Origin of the sequence: Candidatus Poriferisodalis sp., assembly GCF_965205175.1 — a bacterium.
Lineage (GTDB): Bacteria > Actinomycetota > Acidimicrobiia > Acidimicrobiales > Poriferisodalaceae > Poriferisodalis.
Genome location: NZ_OZ242038.1, coordinates 2,104,437 through 2,116,900, shown reverse-complemented (window position 1 = coordinate 2,116,900; position 12,464 = coordinate 2,104,437). Strand labels below are relative to the sequence as shown.

Annotated in this window: 11 protein-coding genes; 3 read left to right on the top strand and 8 right to left on the bottom strand. The window is 68.2% G+C overall.

From position 1 onward, the window contains the following. Positions 1–45: 45 nt before the first annotated feature. Positions 46–1,344: a glycine--tRNA ligase gene (locus ACOGI4_RS09195; protein ID WP_419843124.1), complete on the bottom strand. Its 1,299-nt coding sequence runs from the start codon at positions 1,342–1,344 to the stop codon at positions 46–48. A gap of 184 nt (positions 1,345–1,528) precedes the next feature. On the opposite strand from ACOGI4_RS09195, the gene ACOGI4_RS09190 reads away from it, so the two are divergent. Then, entirely contained in the window at positions 1,529–1,975 is a 447-nt protein-coding gene (locus ACOGI4_RS09190; RefSeq protein WP_419841373.1) for a hypothetical protein, read from the top strand. Positions 1,976–2,146: 171 nt separating this feature from the next. On the opposite strand, the gene recO is transcribed toward ACOGI4_RS09190, so the two are convergent. Then, the gene (gene recO, locus ACOGI4_RS09185) at positions 2,147–2,863 is read right to left on the bottom strand and encodes a DNA repair protein RecO (RefSeq protein WP_419841372.1); all 717 of its coding nucleotides are present in this window, start codon (positions 2,861–2,863) and stop codon (positions 2,147–2,149) included. Between the two features lie 16 nt (positions 2,864–2,879). Next, complete coding sequence (gene uppS, locus ACOGI4_RS09180) at positions 2,880–3,602, bottom strand: polyprenyl diphosphate synthase (protein WP_419841371.1); 723 nt, start codon at positions 3,600–3,602, stop codon at positions 2,880–2,882. A 128-nt stretch (positions 3,603–3,730) separates the two neighbouring features. On the opposite strand from uppS, the gene ACOGI4_RS09175 reads away from it, so the two are divergent. Further along, positions 3,731–5,683 (top strand): ATP-dependent DNA helicase, encoded by a 1,953-nt coding sequence (locus ACOGI4_RS09175; RefSeq protein ID WP_419841370.1) that lies wholly within the window; start codon positions 3,731–3,733, stop codon positions 5,681–5,683. Between the two features lie 30 nt (positions 5,684–5,713). On the opposite strand, the gene era is transcribed toward ACOGI4_RS09175, so the two are convergent. The 5 genes from era to ACOGI4_RS09150 are packed head-to-tail and all read right to left on the bottom strand — an operon-like array spanning position 5,714 to position 9,881. Then, the gene (gene era / locus ACOGI4_RS09170) at positions 5,714–6,595 is read right to left on the bottom strand and encodes a GTPase Era (protein ID WP_419841369.1); all 882 of its coding nucleotides are present in this window, start codon (positions 6,593–6,595) and stop codon (positions 5,714–5,716) included. Positions 6,596–6,609: 14 nt separating this feature from the next. Beyond that, the gene (locus tag ACOGI4_RS09165; RefSeq protein ID WP_419841368.1) at positions 6,610–7,986 is read right to left on the bottom strand and encodes a hemolysin family protein; all 1,377 of its coding nucleotides are present in this window, start codon (positions 7,984–7,986) and stop codon (positions 6,610–6,612) included. Beyond that, positions 7,971–8,570 (bottom strand): rRNA maturation RNase YbeY, encoded by a 600-nt coding sequence (gene ybeY, locus ACOGI4_RS09160; RefSeq protein ID WP_419841367.1) that lies wholly within the window; start codon positions 8,568–8,570, stop codon positions 7,971–7,973. Before ybeY ends, ACOGI4_RS09165 begins: the two co-directional genes overlap by 16 nt. Before the next feature lie 44 nt (positions 8,571–8,614). Continuing rightward, positions 8,615–9,577 carry a PhoH family protein gene (locus ACOGI4_RS09155; RefSeq protein WP_419841366.1) on the bottom strand — a complete coding sequence of 321 codons (963 nt, stop codon included), beginning with the start codon at positions 9,575–9,577 and terminating at the stop codon, positions 8,615–8,617. Positions 9,578–9,632: 55 nt separating this feature from the next. Then, a complete protein-coding gene (locus ACOGI4_RS09150) occupies positions 9,633–9,881 on the bottom strand; it encodes a DUF3039 domain-containing protein (protein WP_419841365.1) in 249 nt (82 codons plus the stop codon). Positions 9,882–10,074: 193 nt separating this feature from the next. On the opposite strand from ACOGI4_RS09150, the gene hemH reads away from it, so the two are divergent. Next, positions 10,075–12,462, top strand: a complete 2,388-nt coding sequence (gene hemH, locus ACOGI4_RS09145; protein ID WP_419841364.1) for a ferrochelatase — start codon at positions 10,075–10,077, stop codon at positions 12,460–12,462. Positions 12,463–12,464: the final 2 nt, after the last annotated feature.

Sequence of the window (12,464 nt, the reverse complement as noted above, 5' to 3'; positions counted from 1 at the left end):
GCCCCCTCGGTCCCCTCAGCGTCAGTGCGCGGGTGTTGTCAGCTGCTACAGACCCAGGCGATCTCTGAGGTCGTCGACCAATGCGCCGATCGGTAGCCGGTCCTGGGCCATGGTGTCGCGTTCGCGCACGGTGACGCAGCGGTCGTCGACAGAATCGAAGTCGACCGTCACGCACAGCGGCGTGCCGATCTCGTCCTGGCGCCGGTACCGGCGCCCGATGGCCTGCGTCTCGTCGTAGTCGCACATCCAGTGCGGCTGGCACATGGCGAGCACCTCGCCCGCCAGCGCAGGCAGCGGTGCCTTGCGGGAGAGCGGCAGCACCGCAACCTTGTACGGCGCGAGCCGCGGGTGCAGCCCCAGCACCGTGCGGACCTCCTCGTTGACGGTTTCTTCACGGTACGCAGCCAGCATGAATGCCATCAGCGCGCGAGTTGCCCCGGCAGCAGGCTCGATGACGTGCGGAACGTAGCGCTCGCCGCTGGCCTGGTCGAAGTACTCCAGCTTCTGGCCTGAGTGCTCCGCATGCCGGCGCAGGTCGTAGTCGCCTCGGTTGGCCACCCCTTCCAGCTCGCCCCAGCCCCACGGGAACAGGAACTCCACGTCGCTCGTCCCGCTCGAGTAGTGGCTCAGCTCGTCGGCACCGTGAGGGCGCAGCCGCAGCAGGCTCTGGGGAATGCCGAGATCCACGTACCACCGATGCCGTTCCGTCAGCCAGAACTCATACCACTGCTGGGCCTCCGCCGGCGGAACGAAGAACTCGAGCTCCATCTGCTCGAACTCGCGAGTGCGGAACACGAAGTTCCCCGGCGTGATCTCGTTGCGGAACGACTTGCCCATCTGCGCGATGCCGAAAGGCGGTCGCTTGCGGCTGGTCTCGAGGATGTTCTTGAAGTTCACGAACATGCCCTGAGCGGTCTCAGGTCGCAGGTACACCTCCGCTCCGGCGCCCTCCACCGGCCCGGCTTGGGTGCGGAACATGAGGTTGAACGCCCGTGCTTGGGTGAACGTGCCGCGTCGGCCACAGTCAGGGCAGCTGTCCGGGTCGTCGAGCTGGTCCTGGCGATGTCGGGTCTTGCAACTGGTGCAGTCCACGAGCGGGTCGGAGAAATTGGTCACGTGACCCGATGCTTCCCACACCTGCGGGGGGCTCAAGATGGCGGCATCGAGTCCCACGACGTCGTCGCGCAGCTGCACCATGGATCGCCACCAAGCGTCCTTGACGTTACGCAACAGCTGCGCTCCGATCGGCCCGTAGTCGTAGGCGCTGCGGAAGCCGCCATAGATGTCCGCCGAGCCGAACACAATGCCCCGTCGCTTGCAGAGATTCACGATCTTGTCGAACAGCCCGGGGTCGGCGCCGGCATCAGCGCAGGCGTCTGCATGAGGCCCCGGCTGTGGTGCAGGGACGGGCGGCGATGCAGCTTCGACGGCAGCGGGCGCAGTCACGAGCGGCAAGCGTACTGAGCGCCTCCTCGCAGCCTCAGCACGTGCAAGTCGGGATGCGCCGTTGGCCGAAGTTCTCTGACCTATGATCGGCGATGTGCGTCTGCGAGACCCCTCGGTGGCATTCATCTGCGCTTTTCTCGGCATCACCGCGTTGCTGGTGCCGCTGACGGCGTTCTCTAGTCCTTACGAGGGCATCGGGCCGGACGACGTCGTATGGACCTGCGCCAAGCCGCTGACGAGCTTGGCCGCGCCCGAGGTGGACATCGACGAGATTCGCACGTCCGTCGCGGCCGCTCGGACCGAATCGGTCACCACCGGCGAGCGCTACGTGCCTCCCACGAGCCGCCATCCGCTGTGCCGCGGACTGGCCCGCACTCAAGTGGTGCTGGGACTGCTCGCGCTGGCAGCAGCGGTGTGGCGGGGCCGCCGTTGGTGGCGCTCGACGGCCGACAAGCGAGCAGAGAAGCGCTTCCAGCGGCTGCACGAGAGCGTCGACGGCCGCAAGGAGACCACCAGCATCTTCCGCTGACCCACTCCAGCACAACAAGCGCCGCACCCCATCAAACGAGGGCGCGTGAGGGCAGGGGCCTCCGCGCGCAGTTTTGCGACGCCAAGCCCATCCAATGCCCAGCACAAGCGTCGCAACTGTTTGAGCACGGAAGCCCCTGCCCTCTCCCACCCGGGCGCCAGATGGCTGGCCCTACCCCAGCAGGTCCGCGCTTCGCAGCCGCCGTTCCATGTGGTGCTCCCACATGTGCATCACCACTGCTGCCGCCTCGCGGGTCTGCGCCGACGGACCGGTATCGAGCACGGCGTTCACCTGTCCGTCCAGGATCATGCGCAGCACCTCCAACGTCCGGCTGGACACCGTGCGACCCCGACGATGGACCTCGCAGGTCGTTCCGCCGAGCGCAGGGTCGAAGGCAACCAGCGGGGCGTCGTCGCAGTCGGTGCCCACGACGCACCCGTCCAGCATCGGCGCCGTTCCCTCGTGCGCGAGCAGTCGCAGCAAGAACGCAGGCAGCAGCATCTCCGCACGTGCCCGATCCAGGCGGTTCAGCGCGCCGACGAGCATCCGGTACGGCACCGGATCCTCGGTGCGGTCGTGGGCGGACTGGTCCACCGCCTCGGCCAGCGTCATGGCAGTGCCCAGCCGATCGAGATCGGTACGCACGGCCGGCCACCGGTCGAGCGTCACAGCGCCGGTGACGATGTCCAGCTCGCCGCGTCCCCGGTAGAGCTGCAGGTCGACGTGTCGCAACGGTTCGACATGGCCGGCCAGCTTGCTGCGCGTCCGCCGCGCCCCTTTGGCTACGGCTCGTACCTTGCCGTGCTGAGCGGTGATGACCGTGACGATCCGGTCGGCCTCGCCGAGCTTGCCGGTGCGCAGCACCACGCCTGTGTCCCGGTACTGCATCTGCGCGGGTCTCCACTCAGCGATTCAGTCCGCCGAATCGCCGGTCTCGTGCCTGGTAGGCGCAGATCGCGTCGAACAGGTCGTCTCGTCGAAAATCGGGCCACAGTGTGTCGGTGAACACCAGTTCGCTGTAGGCCATCTGCCAGAGCAGAAAGTTCGACACTCTGTTCTCGCCGGAGGTCCGAATCATCAGGTCCACCTCGGGCATCTCCGGGTCGTAGAGGTGACCGGCGAGTGCCGCTTCGTCGATGGCGTCGGCAGGCACGCCGGCGCGCACCAAGCCGGCTGCAGCATCGACGATCTCGGCGCGGCCGCCGTAGTTGAACGCCACCGTGAAGGTCAGGCCGGTGTTCGCCGCCGTGAGGTGTACCGCCTCGTCGATGCGGTCTCGAACACGGCGGGGAATACGCGCGTCGGGCCGGCCGACGAAGCGAATCCGCACGTTCTGATCGTGCAGCTCGTGGCTGCGACGAACCAGCAGCGACTCGTTGAAGCCCATCAAAAAGCGCACCTCTGAGGGCGGGCGACGCCAGTTCTCCGTGCTGAACGCGTAGACGGTCAGCCACCGCAGGCCGATCTCGGCTGCGCCCTCCACCGTGTCGATCAAGGCCTCTTCGCCGGCCGTGTGACCCTTGGTGCGGGGCAGCCCGCGGGCTTGGGCCCAGCGCCCGTTGCCGTCCATCACGCAGGCCACATGGGTCGGCAGGCGCGAAGGATCGACCTCCGAGCGGCGATTCACGACGCGAAGCGTAGAACCGCTGCAGCCATGCATCGCCGCGTCCCGTTGCCAGGCCACGCAGCAATGGGCTCAACAGCGCTCGGTCGGTCTCCTATGGTCGGCGAGAAACGTCGACGAAGGGGCGGCCGATGTCTCACGAGCCCTGCGAAGAGCCCTGCGACCTCTGCGCCGCACCCGTCGATGAGGTAACTGCGGCCCTCGGCGACGTGCTGGCAGCGCTTCCCGGCGGCGGCGAGCGGCGAGCAGGTCAAGCTGAGATGGCCCATGCCGTCCACGAGACCATCTCCGACGGGACCATGCTGGTGTGCCAGGCCGGTACGGGGGTGGGCAAGTCCATTGCGTATCTGGTGCCGGCTGTGCTGGCGGCCGCGACGGGCAGACGTGTGGTGATCGCCACAGCCACTCTGGCCTTGCAGGACCAGCTCGTCGGCAAGGACCTGCCGCTCGTGGTGGCCGGCATGAGGGAACGAATCGGCCGCCCGCTGCGTTGGGAAATCCTGAAGGGCCGCAGTAACTATCTCTGCCGTCACCGCTTCGCCCAGCACGCCCAGCAGCTCCTCGACTACAGCGATGGGCTCGCAGGGCAGGCCCGGCAACGTCAGCTCGCCGCGATCGAGCACTGGATGCCGCATACACGAACCGGCGACCGATCGGAGCTGGCAGTCGCGCCTGACGACGACGTGTGGTCGTCGCTGTCGGTGACCAGCACCGAGTGCATCGGCGCGGAGCGCTGTCCTCACGGCGACAGCTGCTTTGCCGAGCAGGCCAGAACGCGGTCCGCCACGGCGTCCATCGTGGTGACGAACCAGCACCTGTACTGCACCGATCTGTTCGGTGACGGACATCTGCTCGGACCGCATGACGCGGTGATCGTTGACGAAGCGCACCAGCTTGAGCCAGTCGTCACGCAAGTCGCGGGCTGGGAGATCACCCCCACCGGATTGGAACGATTGGCCGCCCAAGCACGCACCGTAGGCGTTGGAGGCCCGTCAGCGGACGGTGTCGCAGCGGTGGCGACGCGCTTGGCCACCGAGCTTGAACCCTTGCGGGACACCCGCTTGGGTGCCATCACGGGAGACCTAGTAGCGGTGCTCGAATCCGCCGACGGCCGAGTAGCGGATCTGACCGCAGAACTGCGAAGGGCTGACCCGCGACCGACCAGCACGGCCGACGCGGACCTCGAACGGGTTCGCGTCGCGCGCTTGGCTGCGGAATCGCTCACTGCGCTGCGTGCAGCGCTGGAACCGCCAACGGGCACCGCAATCCTGGTAGACTGCCGCCGTCGGCTTCGGCTGGCGCCGCTCGATGTGGGTGAGCTCCTCGCGAACCGGCTCTGGGGTCGGCAAGCGTCAGTGCTCACCAGTGCGACGCTCGGCCGTCATTTCGTGAGCAAGCTCGGTGTGCCGACAGATGACCACAGGTACCTCAGCGTCGAGAGCCCGTTCGACTATCGGACCCATGGGTTGCTGTACTGCGCCGCTCACCTGCCATCGCCGCGCCAAGACTCCTACCGAGAAGCCGCAATCGAGGAGCTGACCGCACTGATCTCGGCGATCGGCGGCCGCACGCTCGCGTTGTTCACCAGCTGGCGCGCGCTCAACGAGACTGCGAAGGCGCTCGCTGAGCGACTGGGCGGCATCCGAGTGCTACGGCAAGGCGGCGATCTGACCAACGCCGCGCTGCTCGATGCGCTGGGCGACGACCCGGCGAGCGTGGTCTGCGGCACCATGAGCTTCTGGCAGGGAGTGGACATCGCCGGGCCTGCGCTGTCGCTGCTCGCGATCGACCGACTGCCGTTCGCCCGCCCCAACGAGCCGCTCACGGAAGCTCGGCGCGAAGCCGCCGGCGACGATGCGTTCTTGAGCTTCGACGTGCCGCATGCGGCCGACCTGCTGGCCCAAGGTGTGGGCAGGCTGATCCGCACGGCAACCGATCGAGGGGTCGTAGCGGTGCTCGACTCTCGACTGGCCACCGCCGGCTACCGTTCGAGCCTGCTCGAACCGCTGCCGCCCATGCGCCGCAGCGTCGACAGGAACGAAGCCGTCGAGTTCCTGCGCTCCATCAGGCAGCAGCACTCGTGACGGTGCGGTGAGGAGTGCGGGACAGCGCAGTCAGCGGCGCGGGGCCGAGGGGGCTTGGGGAGCGAGCATCCGGGCGACAGCGTCAGGTGTGCGCTGCCAGTCCGGCTCGACTCGAACTCGCAGTTCGAGGTACACGCCCTCGAGCCCGAGTTCGCGGCGTGCTGCCGTGCCTGCCGCTCGCAGCAGCCGCCCACCTCTCCCGATCACGATCCCTTTCTGCGACGGACGCTCCACCGCGATGTCGCAGCGGATCCGATCCGGTGTCCATTCGGTGACCCGCACCGCGATGCTGTAGGGCAGCTCATCGCTCAGCCGCGCCAACAGCTGCTCGCGCACCGTCTCGGCGATGCGCCAGGCTTCGGGCTGGTCGGTGATGGTCTCGGCGGGGAAGTACGCAGGGCCTTCGACCAAGCCGGCGAACAGGTGCTCGAGCAGCGCATCGGTGCCCTCGCCGGTCACTCCCGATACGGGAAAGTACGCGTCGGCGTCGAACGCAGCTGCGGTGCCGAGCTGAGCCAGCACCTGCGCCCTCGACGCTCGGTCGCACTTGGTCACCGCGACCACTGCGCGAGCGCCGGTCGGCAACGACTGCCAGATCGTTCGGTCGCCACGGCCCAGCGGTGCAGTCGCGTCGATCACCATGCAGATCACGTCCAGCGGTTCCAACGACGCCAAGGCCGCCAGAGCGGTCTCGTTCAGCTGCTTGCCCAGCGACGTGACTGGCTTGGCGATGCCGGGGGTGTCCACGAAAACGATCTGAGCATCGGGACGGTGCCGCACGCCTGCGACCCGTAGGCGCGTGGTCTGCGGTTTGGCGGAGGCGATGCTGATCTTCGCGCCCACCAAGCAGTTCAACAACGTGGACTTGCCGGCATTCGGACGCCCGACCAGCGTGACGAAGCCAGAGCGCACGAGCTGGTCCGCGGCTAGCCCGAGCCGGCCGGACTGTCGCCCTTCGGCGCTGCAGCAGACCACTCGGAGCTGTCCGGGCCGGTGGCGCGTCGCGCTCCGACGCGGCTGATGCGACGACCCTCGACTTCCAAAGCGGACAGGCGCCAGCCGTCGAGCTCGGTGGTCTCGTCCGGCTCGGGCACATGACCCATGCGGTCCAGCACCAGACCGCCCACCGTGTCCCAGTCGCCTTCGGGCAGACGAAGCTCCAACACCTCAGCCAGCCTCGACGCCGGCAGGCGACCGGAGAACACGAAAGCGCCTTCTCCGACGACTTGGATGAGTGCTTCGTCTGCGTCGTACTCGTCAGCAATTTCTCCGACGAGCTCTTCGATGATGTCCTCGAGCGTGACCAGGCCTGCCACGCCGCCGTACTCATCGACCGCGACAGCCAGATGAGACTTCGTGACCTGCATTTCGCGCATCAGATCGTGGACCCGCTTCGTCTCGGGCACGAACGTCGCCGGCCGCATCGTCTGTGCGCAGGTCGCCGGCCCATCGGCGGCACCACCGTGCAGGTGGGCAGCGATCAGGTCTTTCGCCAGCACGATCCCTTGGATGTCGTCGACGCTGTCGGCGGTGACAGGCAGACGGGTGAAGCCGGATTCGATGACGCGCTCGAGCGCATCGGCCACGCTGTCGCCGCCGCCGACGGTGACCATGTCGGGGCGCGGCACCATGACCTCCCGCACGATCGTGTCGCCGAGCCCCATGATCTGGCCGATCAGCTCCGCCTCGCTGTCCTCGATCAGGCTGGCCTGCGCTGCAGCCGACGCCAGAGCCACCAGCTCGTCCTCGGTGACTTCGTCGTTGTCGCCCTGCGCGCCTGCGGGGCCTACTGCGCGCACCGGCAATGCGAGCAGCCGTGCAACCCAGGCCAATGGCACTGCACGGCTGAGTACCCGTGCGATCGGTGCCAGCGCCAGCGCCATCCGGTCGTTGGCTTCGACCCCCCAGCGCCGCGGCATCGCTTCGGTCACGCCGAACAGCACCACAGCTGTCACGGCGATTGCCGCCACCACGCCCGCCGCCCCGGTGCGGCTCGCTGCAATCCACGTGACCGCGCCGACCAGGGTCACCTGCGCCAGGACTCGCAGCAGCGAGACGGGGCCCAGCACCACCTCACGGTCCTGCACGAGGCGTTCGAGCGAAGCCCTCGGCCCCGCGCCGGCATGCCCGTTGTCGCGGCCGCGATACCGACGCTCGCCGGCGCCGTTGGCATCGTCCAGTCCCGATGCGCGAGCGCGCCCCAGCCGCACGAAGGTGATCTCCACCAAACGCAGCAGCATTGCTGTCGCAAGGAGGATCACGGCCGCAACGGCAAAGAGCACCCAGTTCACGAGCAGCGCCACCACCTTCGCAAGTGCGCCGTCTCGCGGGCCTGCATCGCAGCCGCCTCAGCGGCGTCGGCGTGATCCATGCCGAGCAAGTGCAGCACTCCATGCACGATCAGCAGATCGATTTCCGCCGCGACGCTGCCGTCGTGGCCCGAGCGAGCACCGATGCCGCTCGCAGCGTTCGACGCCGCAACAGCCGGACACACGACGACGTCGCCCACCAGCACGTCGCCCACCAGCACGTCGCCTGTGCGGGCGCCGTCGGCAGTGCCTGGCGCGACCTGCGGGCCGGGCACGAGGTCCAGCGGGAAGGCCAGCACGTCGGTCGGCCCCGTGCAGTCCATATGGGCTTCGTTCAGCTGTGTCATCTCGTCGTGCCCGACGAAGGCCACGGCGGTCTGGGTGCCCGGCGGCACCCTTTCGCCCTGCAGCACCAAGCGCACCAGCTCTCCATAGCGACTGGCTTTCAGACGCACGTCGGTCTGGCGATCCTCCACCAGCACCTCGTGCGCGCACCGTGCGCCGCCCGAGTCCGCACGCGACGCGCGCTGCGGAACTTGCCGTCTGAGCCAGTTCAACCGGTCGTCGGCTGTGCTCACGGTTTCGGCAACGCCTCCACCACGAAGGTCGTTCTGCGACTCGTTCACTCGTCGCCGTTGCGTTTGGCGTCGCGTCGGTCATAAGCCGCCACGATGTCGCCGACGATGCGATGCCGGGTGATGTCGCGCCTGCCGAGCCGTGCGAAGGCGAGGCCCCCGATGCCGTCCAGCGAATGCTCCACGTCGATCAGGCCGCTCTTGCCGCCGGGCACGTCGATCTGTGTCCGGTCGCCGGTGACGACAACCTTGGACCCGAAGCCGATGCGGGTCAGGAACATCTTCATCTGCTCCGGCGTCGTGTTCTGCGCCTCGTCCAAGATGATGAAGCTGTCGTTGAGGGTTCGGCCGCGCATGAACGCCAACGGTGCCACGTCGATGGTCTTGCGCTCAAGCAGTTTGGCAGCAGTCTCCACGTCGAGCATGTCGTAGAGCGAATCGTAGAGCGGTGCCAAGTACGGGTCGATCTTCGCCATCAGGTCTCCTGGCAGGAAGCCGAGCCGCTCGCCCGCCTCCACCGCAGGCCGGGTGAGCACGATGCGGCGCACCGACTTGGACATCAGGGCGTCCACGGCCAGTGCAACCGCCAGCCACGTCTTGCCCGTCCCCGCCGGCCCGACGGCAAAGGTCACGATGTTGGAGCGAATCAGGTCCACGTAGCGCTTCTGCCCTGCGCTCTTGGCGCGCACCACCCGACCGTTGGGGGCACGCACGATTGGCGCTGAGAGCACATCGCTCGGACTCTCGTGCGCCTCCACCATGTCGATGACCCGGTCGAGCATCTCCGGCTCGACCCGCTGGCCCGCTTCGAGCACCTGCACGACTTCCTCGAAGACCTGTCCCACCAAGGCGGCACTGGGACCCGCGACGGTGATCTCGTTGCCTCGTACGTGGATGTCGGCATCCGCGAAGTGGTCCGCTACCAGCCGCAGATGCTCGTCGCGCTGACCCAGCACGCCGACCATGAGGTGATTGCCCGGAACGTGAATCCGAACCTGCGTGTCGGTCACGATGGGTATCAGTCTAGCCGCCGGCCGCGTTCGGCAAGGGACAGCGCGTAGCTCCTCATCGCAAGCCGGAGTAGATCTCCCTGCAGGCCGGGCACACCGGGAACCGCTCGCCGTCGCGTGTGGGCACCCAGCGCTTGCCGCACAACGCAATGACCTCCTCGCCGCTCACCGCCGAGCGGGTCAGCGCCGTCTTGTTGACGTAGTGCGAAAAACGATCATGGTCGCCCTCGCTCTCACGGGTGTCGGGCCGCTCGAGAACACCCGGGGCGGAGGTGCTGATGCTGACGAGGATCTGGTTGGTCACTGTGCTGCTCCGAATGCTCGCGGCTGCTCCGAATGCTCGCGGCTGCCCCGAATGATGACGGCTGCTCCGAATGCTCGCGGCTGTCGGCGTCTGCGGCTCGCAACGCTACGACAGTAGCGTGCCCGATCGCGCCGCAGTCGAGCGCGCGGTGCAGGCACATGTCGAAGGGCGGCTCACACCCAGCATGGCGGAGATGTCTTGTTCGCCCGCCGAGCGCGGGACCCTCGGGTGCGAGAGACTCCGCAGCGGGGCATCCGGCACAGCTCGCAGCGGCCGACTGGACTCGCCCGCCGGCTGGCTGGTCGTGGCAGCCGCGGCACTCGCTACGTTCTCGGCATTCGGCGTGGTCTACAGCTTCGGCGTGGTGCTCGACTCCATCCGAAGCGAGTTCTCCATCGGCACCGGCTTGACCTCGCTGCTGTTCGCGAGCTCCACGTTCATCTACTTCGTGCTGGGGTTGTTCACCGGTCGCCTCGGCGACCGGCACGGCCCTTCGCCGGTACTGCTCGTCGGCGCTGCGAGCATGGGCGCTGGACTGTGGCTCACCAGCCTCGCCCAGAATCTGTGGCTGGCCATGGGCACCTACGGATTCGGCGTGGGCATCGCTGTGGCCTGCGCCTACGTGCCGATGGTCTCCGCTGTCGGTGCGTGGTTCGAGCGTCGCCGGACCGCTGCGCTCGGCGTCGCCGTCGCCGGGATCGGACTCGGTCAGCTCGTCGGCGCACCGGCGGTCGAGTGGCTCGTCGGCCGCTACGGCTGGCGAGACACGTACCGAGTGCTGTCCTTCGTCACCGCAGGACTGCTCTTGTTGGCAGCGCTGGCAGCGAGACGACCGCCCGCAGCTCCTGCGGCGAGCGAGTTCCCGTCGATTCTCCGCTTGGTGCGCAACCGCCGATTCAGCTTGCTGTATCTGTCCATGTTCCTGCTCAGCGCCAGCCTCTTCATCCCCATCGTCTACATCGACAACTACGTCTCAGACAGCGGAGGCACGCAGGGCGCCTGGCTGATCTCGGTCATCGGGCTGGCTTCGGTAGTCGGCCGGTTGGGCCTCGGCGCTCTCGGCGGCGTGCTTCCGCTGATGCGGCTGTACCAGATCTCGTTCGCGGTCATGGGCCTCAGCTATCTGATCTGGCTCTTCGCCGGCGGCAGCTACATCGCTCTGGTCGTGTACACGACGGTGATGGGCGCCAGCTACGGCGGCTTCATCGCGCTGAGCCCGGCGGTGGCGACGCAGCTGTTCGGCTTAGCGGGCCTCGGCGGCGTGCTCGGCGCGCTGTACACCGCGGCGGGCTTCGGCGGGCTGGTGGGACCGCCGCTGGTCGGCCTGCTCATCGACAACGTCGGCTATCCGGCGGCCATCGTGGTCTCGATGGCGGTAGCGCTGGCCTCGGTGCCTGTGCTGGTGGCAGCGGCGCGTGCCCGCTCGGGCCCGTTGGCCACCGTGGGCAGCGTCGGGCGGGCTGGGCGCGCGAGTTCGCCGAGCGTTGCAGCAGCGCAGCCCGGGCCACCGGACTCGACCTCGCTGCCGCCGTCGCCGTCCACGTCGGGCAGCCCGCCGGCGGTCCCTGTTCGCAGCCCGCTGGGGCCGACATCTATCGACTCGGTGCTGCTGCTCTCCTTCGGCGGGCCCGAAGGCCCCGAGGACGTCGTGCCGTTTCTGCGCAACGTGACCAAGGGCCGCGACGTGCCCGCGGAACGGCTGGCGCTCGTCGAGGCGCAGTACCTGCGCCACGGCGGCGTGAGCCCGATCAACCAGCAGACCCGTGCGCTGTCGGCGGAAGTGTCCGGCGAACTGGCTCGGCGCGGCATCACGCTGACCTGCTACTGGGGCAACCGGAACTGGCATCCCTACCTCGCGGACACGGTGCGCACGATGACCGACGACGGGTGCGCTCACGCTGCGGTCATCGTCACCTCCGCCTTCAGCTCCTACTCGGGATGCCGCCAGTACAACGAGGACCTCGCCCAAGCTGCCGTCGATGTGCCCGCTGCTCCGCAGCTGTCCCGCGTGCGCGTCTACGGCAACCATCCAGGATTCGTCGGCGCGGCTGCGCAGCGCGTCCGCGAGGCGATCCACGGCGCACGCCTGGGCAGCGACGTACACACGCTGTTCACCGCGCACAGCCTGCCGAGCCAGATGGCCGCGTCATGCGACTACGAGGCACAGCTGCACGACGCCGCTGTGACCGTCGCCGAGATGGCAGGCCTCGCCGGCGGGTTCGAGGTGGTCTACCAGTCCCGCAGCGGGCCGCCGCACGTGCCGTGGCTCGCGCCGGACGTCAGCGACCGCGTGCGTGAGCTCGGCGCACGGGGCTGCCGGGCTGTCTTGGTAGTGCCGCTGGGCTTCGTCTCCGACCATATGGAGGTACTCGTAGATCTCGACACCAAGACGCGTGCAGCTGCTGCGCGCGCCGGCATGACCATGGTGCGCGCCCGTACCGTGGGGACGCATCCGCTGTTCGTCGAGGCGCTGGCGGATCTGATCGAGGAGACCGCCGGCCTGCGTTCCACGCGGCCGACGACGGGCTGCTTGGGGCCGCGTCCCGATGTGTGCGCGCCGGGGTGCTGCGCGATCGGGTGAAG

Bases quoted from the DNA above. Each gene is read 5' to 3' on its own strand.
- ACOGI4_RS09175 (WP_419841370.1), top strand. From the start codon at position 3,731: ATGTCTCACGAGCCCTGCGAAGAGCCCTGCGACCTCTGCGCCGCACCC.
- recO (WP_419841372.1), bottom strand. From the start codon at position 2,863: ATGCAGTACCGGGACACAGGCGTGGTGCTGCGCACCGGCAAGCTCGGC.
- ACOGI4_RS09190 (WP_419841373.1), top strand. From the start codon at position 1,529: ATGATCGGCGATGTGCGTCTGCGAGACCCCTCGGTGGCATTCATCTGC.
- hemH (WP_419841364.1), top strand. From the start codon at position 10,075: ATGTCTTGTTCGCCCGCCGAGCGCGGGACCCTCGGGTGCGAGAGACTC.